The sequence below is a fragment of the Mycobacterium sp. UM_Kg27 genome (genome assembly GCF_000972905.1).
In the GTDB taxonomy this organism is placed as follows: Bacteria; Actinomycetota; Actinomycetes; order Mycobacteriales; family Mycobacteriaceae; genus Mycobacterium.
Genome location: NZ_JRMM01000102.1, coordinates 1 through 16284, shown reverse-complemented (window position 1 = coordinate 16284; position 16284 = coordinate 1). Strand labels below are relative to the sequence as shown.

Below are 16284 nucleotides of genomic sequence, written 5' to 3'. Positions count from 1 at the left end.
TGTGTATAAGAGACAGGACCAGTCGTCAAGCAGTGCCTGCAGGTAAAGCATCGATCCACCCACGATGATCGGCACCGCGCCGCGATCCATGATCGCCTCGACGTCCGCCGCCGCGGCCTGCTGATAGCGCGCCACCGTCGCGGTCTGGACGACATCGAGCACGTCGAGTTGATGATGCGGAATGCCGGCACGCTCACCGGGTGGCAGTTTCGCGGTGCCGATGTCCATGCCACGGTAGAGCTGCATGGCATCGGCGTTCACGATCTCGCCGCCCAGCTGTGCGGCCAGGTCCAGTGCCAGTTGTGATTTGCCCGTCCCAGTCGGCCCGACGACCGCTATCGGCCTCACGGTCGCCAGACCCCCACGAAGTAGCCGACGCCATACGGGGCGTCACGGTAGAGCTGCGTGACAGCGCGCGGTGCCGTCCGGGCCAGCCCGGCCAGGGCCGCGAATCCTGCCCGGCCGACGACCTGCGGGGGCAAGCCGGTCAGTGCGGTGACGTCGCCGCCGGCCAGCGCATCGTCGAGGGCGCGCTGGCATTCGACGTCGGCCGGGTGGTGACCGCCCGGGGCTGTCGGGGTCAAGGTGTTGGCGCCGTCGGCAACCAGCAACACGCCGGTGAGCTCGCAGGCTTGGTCGATCTCGGTGCGCACCCTCCTGCCGGTGGCCAGCGCCGCGTCCGGGTCCGCGCAGCAGTGCACCCGCACCTCGGCATCGGGTGCGACCTGGTCGCGCACCCACCCGGCGACCAGGGCGGTCAGCGGCAGATCGGCAGGTTGCTGGGCGGTCGGTGACAGCCGCACCGCGACATCAACGCCGAATCCGGCGAATGTGCCGGCGCTCTCGGGCCCGTACACCGCGTCCGGTCCGGCCCCGAGGACGACCCAGCGCGCCGGTAGCGCTCGGGCAGCGGTCAGCGCAGCGGCCCGCAACTCGGCGGCTTCAGCGGCGGTGCCGGCCAGCTCGGGCACCAGCACCGGCGCCGACGGCATGATCGCTATCGGTCCCAGCACGGCACCAAGCTAGCTGGTGGTTGGCGCCGCCACCGGCTCGGCTAGGTCGGCGCCGGCATCGGCGACGATGGTGGCGGCCTCGCCGCGCGCCAGTGCCGCTGTGGCGATCACGATCAGCACCACCCCGATGATCACCGCGACGTCCTCGGTCCCGCCGGCCTGGATGGTCTCGTTGAGCAGCAGTACGCCCAGCGCGCTGGCCACCAGCGGTTTGGCCACGATCATCGTCGGCATGGAGGCGGTCAGCGCACCGGCGCGAAACGCCGACTGCTGGAAGATCATCCCGGCCAACGTCGCCACCAGCCAGGGCACCAGGGCGGGCGCCCGCAGCACTGCGTCGATGCCGTCGGCTTTGAGCACCTCGACCAGGACCTTCGTCAGCAAGGCGAATACCGCCAGCGAGGTACCGGCCACCACCGCCAGGAGCACCGCCGCCGCCGGCCGGTCCTTGTAGATCCGGGCGGCCAGCACGCAGCCCACCAGCACCGCGGACAGCACTATTGACACGATGATCCAGGTGGCCGCCGGCGCGTGTTGTTTGCCTTCGGTCGGATCCCCCACCACGACGACCACCGCCAGCGCCGCAGCCAGCAGGATGGCCCACATCCACTCCCAGTTGGTCACCCGGCGATGAGTCAGCCAGGCATACATCGGCAGCGCGAACAGCAGCGCGGTCACCTGCAAACCCGTCACCAGCATCACCGAGCCGACCGCCAGCGCCACCGCCTGCAGCGCGTAGTTCGCCACCGCCGCTGCACCGCCGCCCCACCAGCGTGGGTCGCGCAGCGACAACCAGAACAGCTCCAGGTGGCCAACCTGCTGGTCAGTGATCTCCTGGGCCGACCGCTGCCGGATCACGTCGCCGATCGCGGACGCCAGTGCGGCGCACAGCGCGAGCAGCGCCGCTAGGAAATTCCCTGTCGACATGGCCCCCTCCTCAATCGGGCAACGATACCCGCTGTTCACCTTCCGGATCGGGAGCGAGGGCACCGGCGGCCGCGTAACTGCACCTCCGAAGTCAGTACCGTCAGGCCACCACGACGGCCGGTTCGCCTGCGGTGACCGCCTGATCCCGCGACAGCGCTGCGACCGCGGCGACCAGCGTCGCCACCGCCAGCACCAGCGCGAACGCGGCATCGCGGCCAGGGTCGAGGACCTCGCCGAGCAGGACCACGCCCAGTGTCGCGGCCACTATGGGTTCCAGCACCGTGATCGTCGGCAACGAGGCTGTCAGGGCTCCGGCCCGAAACGACGACTGCTGATACACCGCGCCGGTCAGTGCGACCGCTCCCCATGCGTACAGCTCCGGTGCGGTGAACATTGCGCGCGGGCCGTGGCCGATCAAGTCGACCACTCCCTTGGTCAGCACCGCGAAGATGCCCCACGAGATGGCCGACACCGCTGCCAGCATCACGGCCGCCGCCGCCCGCCCCGCGTAGGCTCGCGCCCCGATCAGACACAGCAACACCGTCGGCGCCAGTACCGCGATCACCCCGACCCAGGCATCCAGGGAGGCTCGTTCCTGCCCGGCGGTCGGGTTACCGACGGCGATGATGACGAAGTCGGCGGCCACCAGCAGCGCCGACCACAGCCAGACCGATCGCCGCAGGCGATGACCGGATTGGCGGGCCCCCAGCGGCAACGCGAACAACAGTGAGGTGACCAGCAACGACTCCACCAGCAGCACCGACCCGAGGCCCAGCGCCACGGCCTGCAGGCTCACAGCCACCAGACCCGACACCGTGCCCACCCACCACTGCCGATCGGTCAGCAGCCGGGCGAACAGTGCGGCGGCCCCGATCCCCTGGTCACCGACCCGGTGGGCGCTGCGCTGCTGTATCACGTCGCTGATCGCGCCGAACAGCGCGGCGCCGAGCGCAAACAGCACGGCGATGGTCTCTTTAGCCAAGGCCTGCCTCCTACAGGTCTGCGGGTGCCGCGGGCAATACCAGCGGCGATCGGACAGGCTACCGCCCGGTTCACGCGGCGGCCCCAGCTTCGCCTCTCCTACGTCGAACCTCGCTGAACCGCCCCGCCCCTGCGGCGGCCCCAGCTTCGCCTCTCCTACGTCGAACCTCGCTGAACCGCCGAGTTGGCGGCACAGTGTGGCGGGCAACTGCTTGAATACTCTTGAATGCCTCTAGGCAGATCGAAGGCGCCGCGGTGCGCGGCAGATGCGCGGGTTACCCCGCGAAGGGTTAGGTGACGACAGCGATGACCACTGACAGCGGTTCACCCGCCCCCACCCCCCGGCCGGGGCCCCGTCCCGGTCCCAGGCCCGGTGCCCACCTCGGGCCGAAGCCCGGTGCCCGGCCTGCCCCGGCCGTTATCGGGCCGCCCACCGTTGACCCGCACCGATTCGGGCGGATCGACGACGACGGCACGGTGTGGCTGGTCACGTCGACCGGTGAGCGTCAGATCGGCTCCTGGCAGGCCGGCGACCCCGAGGCCGCGTTCGCCCACTTCGGCCGCCGGTACGACGACCTGAGCACCGAGGTGACCCTGCTCGAGGAGCGGTTGTCGTCCGGCAGCGGCGACGCCCGCAAGATCAAGGCATCCGCTGCGGCGCTGGCCGAGCAGTTGCCGACGGCCAGCGTCCTCGGGGACGTAGAGGCGCTGGCCGCTCGGATCGCGGCGGTTAGCGAGCACGCCGACAGCGTCGCCGCGGCCGGCCGTGCGCAGCGCGATGAGCATCGAGCGGCGGCGACCGCACGCAAGGAGGCGCTGGCCGCCGAAGCCGAGGAGTTGGCCGCGACCTCGACACAGTGGAAGGCCACCGGCGACCGACTGCGCGCCATTCTCGACGAATGGCGCACCATCACCGGCCTGGACCGCAAGGTCGACGACGCGCTGTGGAAGCGCTACGCCGCGGCCCGCGACGGCTTCAACCGGCGCCGCGGCTCGCACTTCGCCGACCTCGATCGCGGCCGCGCCGGGGCGCGCGAGGAGAAGGAACGACTGTGCAAGCGGGCCGAGGAGCTGTCGGGGTCCACCGACTGGGCGTCCACCAGTGCCACGTTCCGGCAGCTGCTGGCCACCTGGAAAACGACGGGGCGGGCCTCCAAGGACGTCGATGAGGCACTGTGGCAGCGGTTCAAGGCCGCCCAGGACACGTTCTTCTCAGCCCGCAACGCCGCGAACGCCGAACGCGACGCCGAACTGGAGGCCAATGCCACCGCCAAGGAGGCCCTGCTGGCCGAGGCGGAGCGGATCGACCCGACCAACCAGAACGCCGCGCGCGCCGCGCTGCGCTCGATCGTCACCAAGTGGGACGACCTGGGCAAGGCGCCCCGGGAGCGTTCCGCCGAGTTGGAACGGCGACTGCGGGCGGTGGAGAAGAAGGTCCGCGACGCCGGTGCTGCCGCAGAGGCCGCCGTGGTGGATCCCGAAGCAGAAGCCCGGGCCGCGCAGTTCCGCACCCGCGCCGAACAGTTCGAACGTCAGGCGCTCAAGGCCCAGGCCGCGGGCCGGGACAAGGAGGCCGCCGAGGCCACCGCCAACGCCGAGCAGTGGCGGCAATGGGCCCAGGCCGCCGAACAGGCGCTCAACCGGCGCTGACCACCTGCCGATGTTTGAGCATCGGCACCGCCGGGCTACCACCCCCAGTGAGACAACAACCAACTCACTGGAGGTGACGCATGAGCAATATCACCGCAGCACTCGACGTCAAGCGCCCGATCCGGACGGTCTACAACCAATGGACCCAGTTCGAGTCGTTCCCGAAGTTCATGGAGGGCGTCGAACAGGTACAGCAACGCGACGCCACCCACCTGCACTGGAAAATCAAGGTAGGCCCGGCGTCGCGTGAGTTCGACGCGACGATCACCGAGCAACACCCCGAAGAACGGGTCGCGTGGCGTTCCGACAGCGGCCCGAGCCACGGCGGCGTGGTCACCTTCCACAAGATCGACGATGGCACCACCCGGGTGACTACGCAGATGGACATCGACCCCGATGGTGTGCTGGAGAACGTGGCCGACAAGCTGAACATCCTCGACCACCGTGTCCATGCGGATCTCAAGCGGTTCAAGGACTTCATCGAGAGCCAGCCCGCCGAAACCGGTGGTTGGCGCGGAGATGTACCGCGCCAATGATCGACCCGGCCAGGTGGGTGTTCCGCTGGGGCGCCGCGCTGCGGCATCGCCGGTTTTTCCATCCCGACGGTGTGCTGGCGACGGGCTCTCTGGAACGCGACGCACCGGCAGACGAAGGTCTGCCGGTGCCGTCAGCCCCCGTCGTTGCCCGGATCTCCAAAGCCACGGGCACGCCTGGCCGGCTGCCCGACGCCGTCGGCCTGGCGCTTCAGATTCCGGAGCCGCAGCATGACCCCAGTTGCTGGGACATCTTGCTGGTCTCGGCGGGCTCCGGGGTGATCGGCCGAACGCTGGGCGTACGGCCCGCGGTGTCGTGGTCGGGGCTGCGGATGACCACCCTCATGCCGCTGCAGTATCGAGAGCAGCTGTGGTGGCTGCGAGCCCGGCTGACGACGCGGGTGGACGGCTACGGATTGGCGTTGAGCAGCATCCGCAAGCAACTCGACGGCGGCCATATCCGCTTCGAAATCGACCAGGCCTGCGGTACCGGCGAATTCCGACCGCTGGCCCACCTGGTTCTGCACAGACATGAGGAGACCGACGGGGCGGGCCACGACGTCTCGTTCGACCCGATCGTGCACACCGCGCCGGGGGTTCAACTGCGTCCCGGGTGGCTCGCCGAGTTGCGCGCCCGCGCCTATCGCGGAAGCCGCGAAGGCCGGGCCGGGGCCAGAACTACTCGCTCGGCGGCGGGTCCTCGGGACGGCTGAGATCGTCCAACAGGTTTCGTGACTGCAGCTGCGCGGTGCTCTGCCGGCGCTGGGCCTCGGCCGCGAGCTGCAGGGCGGTGCGTGACCAGACCACGCGGGCCCAGTGGAACGTCAGCACGATCAGCGTGATCCAAGCCAGGATCAGCCCGATGCCCGGGCCCGGGTCGCCCGGCACCGCGGTCTGACGAGACCACACGGCCAGGAGTCCGGCTGCGGAGGCCACCGCCGAGCCCGCCAGTGCCACCCAGGCCACCGTCCAGCGCCGGGTCACCAGGGCCAGCAGCGAGAACCCCACCCCGAATACCAACGCCAGCCACATGAACAGCTGCGACGGCAGCGTCACCAGAGCTTCGTCGGTGCCCTGGCCGGGAAACAGGACATCCCAGCCGCGGACGGAACCGGTGTGCGGCAGCAGGAACGAGCCGAGCAGCACGAAGACGCAGATCGCGACGACCAGCCCCCTGCCGCCGGGGTCGATTTCCCCGGCGACACGCCGCTCAGCGGCCTCGATGTCGGCGCGGTAGGCCTCGAAGTTGTGCTGATTGTCTCGGTTGCCTCTCATCGCGCCACCCCCGGCATCTTCGGCATGCCCAGTCCGACACCGGGCGTTGGTTCGGCATGGCTGTCACCGGCCCTGGTACGCCGATGGCTCAGCAGGGCACCGTCAGCGAGCAGGTGGTGCGGTGCCGCTCCGGTGACCGTCGTGGTCACCACGTCACCGGGGCGCACCTGTGCGGTCCCCGGGGCGAAGTGCACCAGCCGGCCGTCGCGCGCTCGGCCGCTCATCCGCGCCGTCTGGGCGTCCTTGCGGCCTTCACCGACTGCCACCAGCAGTTCGACGGTGCGCCCGATCTGGGCCTTGTTCTCGTCCCAGGAGATCTGTTCCTGCAGCTCGATCAGCCGGTCGTAGCGTTGCTGGACAACCTCTTTGGGCAGCTGATCGGCAAGCTCGGCGGCCGGTGTTCCGGGCCGCTTGGAGTACTGGAAGGTGAATGCGGCCGAGAATCGCGCGGCGGCCACCACCTCAAGGGTCTCGTCGAAGTCCTGCTCGGTCTCACCGGGGAAACCGACGATCAGGTCGGTGGTGATGGCGGCGTCCGGAATGGCGGCCCGAACCCTGTCGAGGATGCCCAGATAACGCTCGGCGCGATAGGAGCGGCGCATCGCCCGCAACACCCTGTCCGAGCCGGACTGCAGCGGCATGTGCAGTGTGGGGCACACGTTGGGGGTCTGGGCCATCGCCTCGATGACGTCGTCGGTGAATTCGGCCGGATGCGGCGAGGTGAAGCGGACCCGCTCCAGGCCGTCGATGTCTCCGCAGGCCCGCAGCAGCGACGCGAATGCACCGCGGTCGCGCGGCAGTTGCGGGTCGGCGAAGGAGACGCCGTAGGCGTTGACGTTCTGGCCCAGCAGGGTTACCTCGAGAACGCCTTCGGCGGCCAGCGCCCGCACTTCGGCGAGGATGTCCTCGGGATTGCGATCCACTTCCCGGCCACGCAACGACGGCACGATGCAGAAGGTGCAGCTGTTGTTACAGCCCACCGAGATGGACACCCACGCCGCATAGGCCGAGTCCCGCGCGGCGGGCAGCGACGACGGGAATTCCCGCAGCGATTCGACGATCTCCACCTGGGCGCTCCGGTTGTGCCGGGCGCGCTCCAGCAATGCCGGCAACGATCCCAGGTTGTGGGTGCCGAAGACGACGTCCACCCACGGCGCGCGGCTCAGCACGCTGTCTTTGTCCTTCTGCGCCAGGCAACCCCCGACGGCGATCTGCATGTCGGGGTTGCTGCGCTTGTTGGGGGCCAGGTGACTCAAGTTGCCGTAGAGCTTGTTGTCGGCGTTCTCCCGCACCGCGCAGGTGTTGAACACCACCAGGTCGGCGTCGGCGTCATCGGCTGCCCGCCGGTAACCGGCCTGCTCGAGCATGCCGGCAATGCGTTCGGAGTCGTGCACATTCATCTGACAGCCGTAGGTACGCACCTCGTAGGTGCGCATCTGTTCGGAAAACACCGGCAAACTCACCCGGTCTATGGTACGGCGGGCGAGTCGATCGGAGTGACCAGGCCGATAGCGGCGCTCGCGCCACGTCTTCCTGGGTAGGGTCAGGTCCCATGACCAGCGGCGGGCCGGATCTGGTGCCGATGATCGCCATCCACCACGTCAACAAGTACTTCGGCGGCCTGCACGTGCTCAAAGACGTCAACCTCGAGGTCGCTCGCGGCGAGGTGGTGGCGATCCTGGGCCCGTCGGGGTCGGGCAAGTCCACCCTGTGCCGCACCATCAACCGGCTAGAAGTCGTCGACTCCGGCGCGATAGCCGTCGACGGCCAGCCGCTGCCGGCCGAGGGTGCGGCGCTGGCCCGGCTGCGGGCCCAGGTCGGCATGGTGTTCCAGTCGTTCAACCTGTTTCCGCACAAGACCATCCTGGACAACGTCACACTGGCACCGATGAAGGTGCACAAGATGCCCCGAACGCAGGCACAGCACCAGGCGATGGCGCTGCTGGAGCGGGTTGGGGTGGCCGACCAGGCCCACAAACACCCCGCACAGTTGTCCGGCGGACAGCAACAGCGGGTGGCGATCGCACGTTCGTTGGCGATGAACCCGAAGGTGATGCTGTTCGACGAGCCGACCAGTGCCCTGGACCCGGAGATGATCAGCGAGGTGCTCGATGTGATGACCGCGCTGGCCGACGACGGGATGACCATGGTGGTGGTCACCCACGAGATGGGCTTCGCCCGCCGTGCAGCTGACCGGGTGGTGTTCATGGCTGACGGCGCCATCGTCGAGGAAGCCGCCCCCGCAGAGTTCTTTGGCGCGCCGAAATCCGCACGGGCCCAAGACTTTCTCGCAAAGGTCCTCGACCACTGATGCCAGCGGCGCGAACCCTGCACGTGCTGGCACGGTCCTGGGCGGTCCTGTCAGTGGTGTCCGCATTGGCCGCGCTCTGCACGGCGTGTACCGCGCACGACAGCGGCAAGATCACCGTCGGCGTCAAGTTCGACCAACCCGGCTTGAGCGTCAAGAAGCCCGACGGCACGCTCGGCGGATTCGATGTCGAGGTGGCCCGCTACGTGGCGGCCCGACTGGGCTACCCGCCCGACCGCATCACCTGGATCGAAGCCCCGTCCGGTCAGCGCGAGATGCTGCTGCGCAATGGCCAGGTCGATTACCTGGTGGCCACCTATTCGATCACCGACTCCCGGCGTCAGAAGGTCGACTTCGCCGGCCCCTACCTGCTCACCGGCCAGTCGCTGCTGGTGCGGGCCGACAACACCGACATCACCGGCAGCGCATCACTGCAGCGGCACAAGAAACTGTGCTCGGTCTCGGGCTCCACCCCCGCGCAACGGATCAAAGACCGCTATCCCGGGGTGCAGCTGCAGCGCTACGACACCTATTCGGCGTGCGTGGAGGCACTGCGCAACGGCGCGATCGACGCGGTGACCACCGATGACGTCATCTTGGCCGGTTACGCCGCGCAGAGTCCCGGGACCTTCAAGCTGGTCGGCGAACGCTTCTCAAAGGAGCTCTACGGGATAGGTGTGCAAAAGGGCAACGACGGGTTACGCCGGCGGATCAACGACGCCCTCGAGGAGATGGAACGCGACGGTTCGTGGCGAGCGGCGTTCGTGGACAACTTCGGCCCGGCCGGCTTTGCGGTGCCCGAGCCGCCGCCGATCGAGCGATGATGTTCGCCGAGTATCGAGGACAGATCCTCCAATCCTTCACTGTCACCGTCGAGTTGGCGGTGCTGTCCGGCACGCTCGCACTGGCCTTGGGTACCGGGTTGGCCGCCATGTGGCTGGCCCCGGTCCCGGTACTGCGGTGGATCGGCGGCGGCTATGTCCATCTGGTGCGCAACACCCCGCTGACCCTGCTGTTATTGCTGTGCTCGTTCGGCCTGGCTCAGACACTGGGAGTCTCGCTGACCGATCCGCAGTCGCCGACGTCGATCGACGACAGCAACTTTCGCCTGGCCGTACTAGGACTGGGTGTGTACACGGCGTCGTTCGTGTGCGAGGCGGTGCGCTCCGGCGTCAACACGGTGGGCATCGGCCAGGCCGAGGCGGCCCGCTCACTGGGGTTGAGCTTCACTCAGAATCTTCGGATCATCCTGCTCCCCCAGGCTTTTCGAGCGGTGATCATCCCGCTGGGCTCGGTACTGATCGCGCTGACGAAAAACACCACCTTGGCCTCAGCGATCGGGGTTGCCGAGGCGGCGCTGCTGATGAAGTCGATGACCGAGAACACCGCGGCGCTGCTCGGGGTCGGTGCGGTGTTCGCCACCGGATTCGTCGTACTGACCCTTCCGTTGGGCCTGGTGTTCGGATATCTGGACCGCCGCTGGGCGGTGTCGCGATGAGGCCCGCGCCGCGCGCGACGGTGCTGTTCGACACGCCGGGGCCCCGCGCCCGCGCCCGCTACCACGCTTTGTCGGTGGCGACAGTCGTGGTTGCCGGACTGCTTGGGTGGGTGATCTATTCGCGGTTGTCAGCCAAAGGCCAGCTGACCGCGGAGAAGTGGACGCCGTTTCTGACCGCGGACCTGTGGCGCACCTACGTGCTGCCCGGGGTGGTGGGCACACTGACCGCGGCCGCCTGGTCGATCGGGCTCGCGCTGATCCTCGGCGTCGGGCTCGGGGTCGGCCGGCTCTCGCAGATCAGACCGTTGCGCTGGAGTTGCGCGGTGATCGTGGAGTTCTTCCGGGCGATTCCAGTGCTGATCATGATGATCTTCGCCTATTTCATCTACGGGCTGCTCAACGTCTTCCCGCCGCAACAGATCGCGCTGGCCGGGGTCGTCACCGGGCTGACCCTCTACAACGGCGCCGTCATCGCCGAGATCGTGCGCGCCGGGGTCAAGGCCCTGCCCGCCGGTCAGTCCGAGGCGGCCGCTGCGCTGGGGCTGGGCTGGGGCGCCTCGATGCGACTGGTCCTGTTGCCGCAAGCCGTCACCGCGATGCTGCCGGTGCTGGTGTCACAACTGGTGGTGGTGCTCAAAGACACCGCGATCGGCTACCAGATCACGTTTGTGGAGATGGTGCGCCAAGGCACCGTCGTCGGCTCCCAGTACAGCAATTACCTGCCCGCATTGCTGGTGATCGCGGCGCTGATGATCACCGGAAATCTGGCGCTCTCGGCAGGTGCCATCGGACTGGAGCGGCGGCTGCGCCAGGCCCGCCACTCCCCCTTGGGGGCAGCCACAATTGAGCCGGAGGGTACCCCGGGCACCCGGGTCGTTTAGGGACTGCGCGCGCGGTGTCCGGCGTCTAGAGTCGGACTCGACAGCTAACGACAGGAGACTCGGATGGCCATCACCCCCAAGGACGCATTCAACGCTGCGCGCGACATCGCCGCACACGCCGTCGAGAAGGCCTCGGACATCGTCGAGGACGCCGGCGACATCATTCGTGGGGACATCTCCGGTGGAGTCAGCGCGATCGTCCAGGACTCCGTTGAGATCGCCACGCACGCCGTCGAACGGACCAAGGAAGTCTTCACCGGCACGGACGAGGCCGAGGTCGAGGACGCCTGAACCGTCCTGTCCAACGACTACTCGGCCCGGGTGTCCGCACCCGGGCCGAGTAGTTTCTCTCAGGTCTTGGCGTCAGAGAACGAAGTCAGCCCCGTCGACGGGTCGATACCGAGCCAGTCATCGAACAGCGTCATCGCACTGCTCCAGTCGGCACCGTTGCCTTGGAACGCCGCGGCGAAGAGGTCGTTAAGCAATGCCCCGCCGTTCGGCGATGTCGATTGGGCCGGTGGCGTCCGGGTTGAACAGCGGTGCACGGTCGGAGTGCCGAAGTTGAAAAGGTCGACGACCTCTTTACCGCTAGCGTCGGGCACCAGGAGCGACATGACCCCGTTGTCTTGGCCGGTTTGAACGGAAGCAATCTCGAATCCCGAGAACCAAGGCCGAATTGAATTACGGATTCAAACCCCATTACGTGGCAACCTTCGCTACATTGACTGCCACACGGTCGCTGAGCGGTGGGCAGTCTGGACTCGCCAATCGGGCACGCCCACCAAGAGAGGAAACGCAGGTGAGCGCAAAGATGGGCCTGATCGGTTGCGCACTCCTGGTTGCTGTGGTCACGGTGATATTAGGCGCGCCATTCGTACCAGTCGCTCACGCGGATCCCGACGACCACATTCCTTCCGGTCCTAACAACTACTGCCCAGGCGGGCCGTCCACCTTCGACTCGCCCGGTGCATGCACAGGGGTGCCCTACCCGGACGACACCAGATGGATCGAAGCCTTCTACCGAAACGCCACCAACCCGTTCGAGGCCCCCAGTTGGCACCGGTGGTGCTCCTTCGACCGGACGGACAACGGCACCTCCACCGACCGCGTCTACCTACTGAATGGAAACGGGTGCGGCCGAAACTGAACCGATTGAATAGGGGCCCCGGGGGTGCGCCCTCGCCGCCAGACCCATAAGTATTAAGCGTTACACCGTGGCCAGATTGCACTTAGCCCCACATGATCGCTGCGCGGGCGATCGCCTCCGCCACCGACGCGCTGCACTGGATTTTGGGTGGCGACAGCCACCACTCGGCGTCGAGCGACACTCGTTGTCAACACGGACTTGTTCGATACCGACCTGAACGCTGGCGGCCGGTTTGCCGCACTGGATCCTGCGCAAAGCCCCCCCCGTTGACGACCGCCCTGTGCACCGATGTAGCCGCCCCGATCGTCACCGGGATGCGACGACGTGCCGGCCAAACTGGCTGCGGTAAAGGCGCGGCCCTCATGGGTCGTCCAAACCCTCGATCCGCACCCAAGCACTACAGTCACCCATCCTTGTCGGTGGCCATTCGGCGATGGCTTCTGGCGCGTCGCGGTGGCGACCGACAACACTGCGAGACTTCCACCGAACTTATATCCTATCAAATTCTTCAAATTCTTTAGATTCAGTTAACCTATTGCGGGCGAGCTATTACTATCAATCTCATAAACTCTCAGTCATTAGCCACCGCTGATTCACCAATCCAGAAGAGGTGCCGCATGAACCAATTCCGTCGCCCCGCAGCCCGCCGGTTGGCCGCCGCAACCTTCAGTGCCGGCCTGGTCGCCATCACACCGGTAGCTCTGCCGGCCGTCGACCTGCCAGAAGCCCAGCAAATCGGTGTACGGCTGACTGCGGCCGAAGCAGTCGACCTTGCCATCATCTCCAATCCCGCAGAATCGGCCGTCGGCCTGTTCGACGCTCTGGTACACAACTTCGACCTGGCCGGAAGCCAGCTGTCCGGCGGACTAGCGGATCTCCTCCAACTCGATCTGCCCAGCGCTGCGAGCAACTTCAGCGCCGCTGCGCTCAACGCGCTTGCTATCGCGGATAACATCCTGGTAGCCGCCGTGGGCGGTCTGTTCAGCCAGGACTTCGATCATTATGCGTTTCAAGAAGCCGCCTGGTACCCGTTCCTGGACTGGCCCACGACGGTCAATACTTTGTCGAACGATTTCGAGAGCGCCTTGGAGGCCGTTTCACAGGGCCTGGGAGACCTCTTCCAAGGTGATGTCGCCAACGGTGTCCTCTACATCCTCGGAGGTATAGAAGGTGCCATCGCACTTCCAATGCTGGCCCTGGCCGGGGGAACAGCGCTGCTGGGCGATGAGCTGCTCAGCCTGGTAGGCCTATGACGCGCCACATAGCGACCCAGCAGCGCCTCTCGCCGCACCGGCCGCTTGATCGGCCTCGAGCGCACCAGTCATCTCAGCCAAGGCCATGCAGGCGCCCAGGTGACGCCGGCCTCGACGACCGACCCGGGATCCTCCCAGGAAACTCGAAGCTACTATTGCCCGTCCGCCGGGTGCGCCTTGGTCAGTCGTCGATGGCCTCTGGTCAGCTGCCGATCGGCGTGAACCCCGCGCCGGGGCCGTTGGTGGCGTTGACGCCGTCGAGGATCGCGCTGAACTCGACAAACATGGTGGACCAGCCCTGAGTAATAAAAGGCCCCGGCCAGGGGAAATAGGCGCCAGCGAAGATCATGCCGACCAGCAGACCATTAGAGGTGACCAGGGCACCGATATCACCGGGCTGATAGTTGGGAGCCCCCTTCGTCGACCGCCGCGCGTTGGGGGTTGGGCTGGGGCGGACTCAGCACCGGGGGAGGTCGCACCCAGCAGTAGTCACCGCTGGCGGCCCCGAGTCGATATTCGGGTTGGCCCGGTTCCGTCTCAGGACCGACGCCGTTGATGACGAACCCGGCGAAGTTGGAGATCGGGGTGATTTCGGCCGGGTCGAATTCGATCACCGAGTACCTGATGTGGTCATTGTCCGCCACCACGGTGCCCACCGGGCCGAGGTCTTCGGAGTCCTCGGCAACGACCGGGGAGTCAGGCCCGCCACAGCTCGCGGCGGTGAAACCAACCAGGTCACGACTGTGGTCGTGACCGATCGTCGTCAGGGTGCAGTAGCTGCCGTCGACAATGATCCCGGCTCCGCCGCCCAGCGGGAGCGCCGCTGAGGCGACGGGGCACGCACGACGGCCCGCAGCGGCATGAGCACGCACATACTGATCCACCAGCGACATCGGCGCCTCAGGACCGGCACTCTACAGCCCTGTCCAGGTGCACCGATGGTTCTTGCGGCCGTTCTCCGACCTGCGTCGGGTGTGTGTTCACTACTTCGGGGAACCACACCAGGACGGGACCAGTCACGCGGTGTTCAAGGTGCCGTGGCCTGGCAACCCACGTATGAACATCCAATCGAGCAAGGGCAAGGCAATCGACAAAATCAAGGCGATAGAGGAGGACCAGTGAGCCACTATCAGACGGGAACCTTCGCGGAAACTAGTCACCGGTAGCCGCGTAACCCATTCACACCCGGCGGCGCTCTCGTTCGGCGGCCAATTCGGTGCTGACCACGTCATAAGCCATGGACGGGTTGTAGCCGCGCCGGGCGAGCATCGCCACCAGCCGGCGGGTGACCTTCACGTCGTCATCGCCGAGTGCCTCGCGGCGTAGCTTGGCATGCACCAACTGCTCGGCGCGGTCACGCTCGGCGCCGGCGTCGATGCCGGCCAGTGCTCCGGCGATCACGTCCTCGTCGACACCTTTGGTGCGCAGCTCAGCGGCCAGCGCCTTGCGGCCCTTGCCCGCGTGCTCGCGCCGGGACCGCACCCACTGTTCGGCGAAATCGGCGTCGTCGATCAATCCGGCGGTGGTCAGTCGGCCCAGCACCCGGTCACTGACGTCGTCGGGATAGCCGCGTTTGGCCAGCTGGCCGGCGAGTTCGGCGCGGGTGCGCGCCCGGACGGTGAGCAGGCGAAGGCACAGTGTCTTCGCCTGCTCCTCGCGCTTGGGCTCCGCTGCCTCGACCGACTCAGAAGTCGACGGGGGCGGGCAGAACATCATCGGCCAGCTCATTGGTCAGCACGGCGCCGATACCGAGCTTCTCCTTGATCTTCTTCTCGATCTCGTTGGCCACGTCGACGTTGGTCAGCAGGTAGTTGCGGGCGTTCTCCTTGCCCTGCCCCAGCTGTTCGCCGTCATAGGTGAACCAGGAACCGGACTTGCGGATGAAGCCCTGGTCCACGCCCATGTCGATCAGCGAACCCTCACGGCTGATGCCCCGGCCGTACAGGATGTCGAACTCGGCCTGCTTGAACGGCGGCGACACCTTGTTCTTGACCACCTTGACCCGGGTGCGGTTGCCGACCGCATCGGTGCCGTCCTTGAGGGTCTCGATCCGCCGAACGTCCAGGCGCACCGAGGCGTAGAACTTCAAAGCCTTTCCACCCGTGGTGGTTTCGGGAGAGTTGTGCACCATCACCCCGTCGGCGAAGTAGTTGTGCGAGCCCTCGACCTCGATATCGAAACGATCCATCTTTTGGTAATCGGTCTTCGATTCAATCTCTGTGACGCGGGCCGGCATCAGCTGCATCGTTTGTTCCACGAACTGCGGCGCTACCGCGCCATATCCGCGAAACCGAGGCAACAGCTTGTACCCCATTGATGGAGCCATATACGGCGCCACCAGCTCTTGGAACTTCGCGGATGCCTCAGTGGAGAACTGCAGCACCGCTTTGCCGGCCTTTCCCGGATAGCGCAATTTCACGTCCAGCCCGTAGTTGTCACGCAGGTAGTCGCAAAGCCGCTCCCGCGTTCCTTCCGTCATGGCCTCGACACAGATTTCGATTCGTCCACTGCCGCCGGCGGTACGTTCCTGCAATCCCTTGGAGCGCACGGTGAATGAGCCGTCATCCATGTACCAGATGGCCAACGATAGCGGGGTGAGCGCCTTGAGGTAGTCCTCGGAGAGGAACTTCTTGCCATCGCCGAGGTAAACCGCACTTCGCAATTCGTGCAGTTCCGCGAGAGGGGTGAAGTCGGCAAACACTGCGCCCTTGCTATTGACAGTACGACTGTGCGGAATGTTCCCCAGCAGGGAGACCTTCCAGTCGAGATATTCCGACTGCTTCGCCGCTGTCTCTTATACACATCTGACGCTGCCGAC

At 66.8% G+C, this 16284-nt stretch carries 19 protein-coding genes and 1 pseudogene; 9 read left to right on the top strand and 11 right to left on the bottom strand.

What is annotated here, in order from left to right; translation table 11 throughout:
- The 4 genes from LI94_RS15445 to LI94_RS15430 all read right to left on the bottom strand — a co-directional run.
- Positions 1-348, bottom strand: a 348-nt coding sequence (locus LI94_RS15445) for an isopentenyl transferase family protein (protein WP_046301721.1), incomplete at its 3' end; no start/stop codon positions are given.
- Positions 345-1013 (bottom strand): hypothetical protein, encoded by a 669-nt coding sequence (locus LI94_RS15440; protein ID WP_046301720.1) that lies wholly within the window; start codon positions 1011-1013, stop codon positions 345-347. The genes LI94_RS15440 and LI94_RS15445, both read right to left, overlap by 4 nt.
- 9 nt (positions 1014-1022) lie before the next feature.
- Positions 1023-1940 carry a DMT family transporter gene (locus LI94_RS15435; protein ID WP_024443842.1) on the bottom strand — a complete coding sequence of 306 codons (918 nt, stop codon included), beginning with the start codon at positions 1938-1940 and terminating at the stop codon, positions 1023-1025.
- A gap of 100 nt (positions 1941-2040) precedes the next feature.
- Positions 2041-3129 carry a DMT family transporter gene (locus LI94_RS15430; RefSeq protein WP_343252069.1) on the bottom strand — a complete coding sequence of 363 codons (1089 nt, stop codon included), beginning with the start codon at positions 3127-3129 and terminating at the stop codon, positions 2041-2043.
- 98 nt (positions 3130-3227) lie between these two features.
- On the opposite strand from LI94_RS15430, the gene LI94_RS15425 reads away from it, so the two are divergent.
- From LI94_RS15425 to LI94_RS15415, 3 genes are all read left to right on the top strand, one after another.
- Positions 3228-4571 carry a DUF349 domain-containing protein gene (locus LI94_RS15425; RefSeq protein WP_024441192.1) on the top strand — a complete coding sequence of 448 codons (1344 nt, stop codon included), beginning with the start codon at positions 3228-3230 and terminating at the stop codon, positions 4569-4571.
- Positions 4572-4651: 80 nt separating this feature from the next.
- Positions 4652-5107, top strand: a complete 456-nt coding sequence (locus LI94_RS15420; RefSeq protein ID WP_024441193.1) for an SRPBCC family protein — start codon at positions 4652-4654, stop codon at positions 5105-5107.
- The gene (locus LI94_RS15415; protein WP_046301719.1) at positions 5104-5817 is read left to right on the top strand and encodes a hypothetical protein; all 714 of its coding nucleotides are present in this window, start codon (positions 5104-5106) and stop codon (positions 5815-5817) included. The genes LI94_RS15420 and LI94_RS15415 overlap by 4 nt, the downstream gene beginning before the upstream one ends.
- Here LI94_RS15415 and LI94_RS15410 read toward each other — a convergent pair.
- Together LI94_RS15410 and miaB are read right to left on the bottom strand one after the other, a co-directional pair.
- The gene (locus tag LI94_RS15410; protein ID WP_024441195.1) at positions 5783-6379 is read right to left on the bottom strand and encodes a hypothetical protein; all 597 of its coding nucleotides are present in this window, start codon (positions 6377-6379) and stop codon (positions 5783-5785) included. The two genes, LI94_RS15415 and LI94_RS15410, sit on opposite strands and share 35 nt — an antisense overlap.
- Positions 6376-7815, bottom strand: a complete 1440-nt coding sequence (gene miaB, locus LI94_RS15405) for a tRNA (N6-isopentenyl adenosine(37)-C2)-methylthiotransferase MiaB (protein ID WP_231383994.1) — start codon at positions 7813-7815, stop codon at positions 6376-6378. The genes LI94_RS15410 and miaB overlap by 4 nt, the downstream gene beginning before the upstream one ends.
- 116 nt (positions 7816-7931) lie before the next feature.
- On the opposite strand from miaB, the gene LI94_RS15400 reads away from it, so the two are divergent.
- From LI94_RS15400 to LI94_RS15380, 5 genes are all read left to right on the top strand, one after another.
- The gene (locus LI94_RS15400) at positions 7932-8690 is read left to right on the top strand and encodes an amino acid ABC transporter ATP-binding protein (protein WP_024441197.1); all 759 of its coding nucleotides are present in this window, start codon (positions 7932-7934) and stop codon (positions 8688-8690) included.
- Positions 8690-9511, top strand: coding sequence for a glutamate ABC transporter substrate-binding protein (locus LI94_RS15395; RefSeq protein ID WP_024441198.1), 822 nt, complete (start codon positions 8690-8692; stop codon positions 9509-9511). The genes LI94_RS15400 and LI94_RS15395 overlap by 1 nt, the downstream gene beginning before the upstream one ends.
- Positions 9508-10185 carry an amino acid ABC transporter permease gene (locus LI94_RS15390; protein WP_046301718.1) on the top strand — a complete coding sequence of 226 codons (678 nt, stop codon included), beginning with the start codon at positions 9508-9510 and terminating at the stop codon, positions 10183-10185. The genes LI94_RS15395 and LI94_RS15390 overlap by 4 nt, the downstream gene beginning before the upstream one ends.
- Positions 10182-11066 (top strand): amino acid ABC transporter permease, encoded by an 885-nt coding sequence (locus LI94_RS15385; RefSeq protein ID WP_024441200.1) that lies wholly within the window; start codon positions 10182-10184, stop codon positions 11064-11066. Before LI94_RS15390 ends, LI94_RS15385 begins: the two co-directional genes overlap by 4 nt.
- A gap of 63 nt (positions 11067-11129) precedes the next feature.
- Positions 11130-11357, top strand: a complete 228-nt coding sequence (locus LI94_RS15380; protein WP_046301717.1) for a hypothetical protein — start codon at positions 11130-11132, stop codon at positions 11355-11357.
- Positions 11358-11416: 59 nt separating this feature from the next.
- Here LI94_RS15380 and LI94_RS15375 read toward each other — a convergent pair whose 3' ends face one another.
- Complete coding sequence (locus LI94_RS15375; protein WP_046301716.1) at positions 11417-11680, bottom strand: hypothetical protein; 264 nt, start codon at positions 11678-11680, stop codon at positions 11417-11419.
- A gap of 1183 nt (positions 11681-12863) precedes the next feature.
- On the opposite strand from LI94_RS15375, the gene LI94_RS15370 reads away from it, so the two are divergent.
- Positions 12864-13466, top strand: a complete 603-nt coding sequence (locus LI94_RS15370; protein WP_152664835.1) for a hypothetical protein — start codon at positions 12864-12866, stop codon at positions 13464-13466.
- Between the two features lie 202 nt (positions 13467-13668).
- Here the strand turns inward: LI94_RS15370 and LI94_RS23880 are convergent, their stop codons facing one another.
- The 4 genes and pseudogenes from LI94_RS23880 to LI94_RS25205 all read right to left on the bottom strand — a co-directional run.
- The gene (locus tag LI94_RS23880; RefSeq protein ID WP_192830983.1) at positions 13669-13815 is read right to left on the bottom strand and encodes a hypothetical protein; all 147 of its coding nucleotides are present in this window, start codon (positions 13813-13815) and stop codon (positions 13669-13671) included.
- A 40-nt stretch (positions 13816-13855) separates the two neighbouring features.
- Positions 13856-14359, bottom strand: a complete 504-nt coding sequence (locus LI94_RS15365; RefSeq protein ID WP_052739953.1) for a hypothetical protein — start codon at positions 14357-14359, stop codon at positions 13856-13858.
- 286 nt (positions 14360-14645) lie between these two features.
- On the bottom strand, positions 14646-15182 hold the full coding sequence (recX, locus tag LI94_RS15355) for a recombination regulator RecX (protein ID WP_192830982.1): 537 nt from the start codon (positions 15180-15182) through the stop codon (positions 14646-14648).
- A pseudogene (locus tag LI94_RS25205) lies at positions 15151-16248 on the bottom strand (recombinase RecA); the annotation flags it as partial. The pseudogene LI94_RS25205 and the gene recX, both read right to left, overlap by 32 nt.
- Positions 16249-16284: the final 36 nt, after the last annotated feature.

Excerpts from the sequence above, each read along its gene's own strand:
- LI94_RS15435 (WP_024443842.1), bottom strand. The coding sequence starts at position 1,940 with ATGTCGACAGGGAATTTCCTAGCGGCGCTGCTCGCGCTGTGCGCCGCA.
- LI94_RS15425 (WP_024441192.1), top strand. The coding sequence starts at position 3,228 with ATGACCACTGACAGCGGTTCACCCGCCCCCACCCCCCGGCCGGGGCCC.
- LI94_RS15420 (WP_024441193.1), top strand. The coding sequence starts at position 4,652 with ATGAGCAATATCACCGCAGCACTCGACGTCAAGCGCCCGATCCGGACG.
- LI94_RS15415 (WP_046301719.1), top strand. The coding sequence starts at position 5,104 with ATGATCGACCCGGCCAGGTGGGTGTTCCGCTGGGGCGCCGCGCTGCGG.
- LI94_RS15410 (WP_024441195.1), bottom strand. The coding sequence starts at position 6,379 with ATGAGAGGCAACCGAGACAATCAGCACAACTTCGAGGCCTACCGCGCC.
- miaB (WP_231383994.1), bottom strand. The coding sequence starts at position 7,815 with ATGCGCACCTACGAGGTGCGTACCTACGGCTGTCAGATGAATGTGCAC.
- LI94_RS15400 (WP_024441197.1), top strand. The coding sequence starts at position 7,932 with ATGACCAGCGGCGGGCCGGATCTGGTGCCGATGATCGCCATCCACCAC.
- LI94_RS15395 (WP_024441198.1), top strand. The coding sequence starts at position 8,690 with ATGCCAGCGGCGCGAACCCTGCACGTGCTGGCACGGTCCTGGGCGGTC.
- LI94_RS15390 (WP_046301718.1), top strand. The coding sequence starts at position 9,508 with ATGATGTTCGCCGAGTATCGAGGACAGATCCTCCAATCCTTCACTGTC.
- LI94_RS15385 (WP_024441200.1), top strand. The coding sequence starts at position 10,182 with ATGAGGCCCGCGCCGCGCGCGACGGTGCTGTTCGACACGCCGGGGCCC.
- LI94_RS15380 (WP_046301717.1), top strand. The coding sequence starts at position 11,130 with ATGGCCATCACCCCCAAGGACGCATTCAACGCTGCGCGCGACATCGCC.
- LI94_RS15375 (WP_046301716.1), bottom strand. The coding sequence starts at position 11,680 with ATGTCGCTCCTGGTGCCCGACGCTAGCGGTAAAGAGGTCGTCGACCTT.
- LI94_RS23880 (WP_192830983.1), bottom strand. The coding sequence starts at position 13,815 with ATGATCTTCGCTGGCGCCTATTTCCCCTGGCCGGGGCCTTTTATTACT.
- LI94_RS15365 (WP_052739953.1), bottom strand. The coding sequence starts at position 14,359 with ATGTCGCTGGTGGATCAGTATGTGCGTGCTCATGCCGCTGCGGGCCGT.
- recX (WP_192830982.1), bottom strand. The coding sequence starts at position 15,182 with ATGATGTTCTGCCCGCCCCCGTCGACTTCTGAGTCGGTCGAGGCAGCG.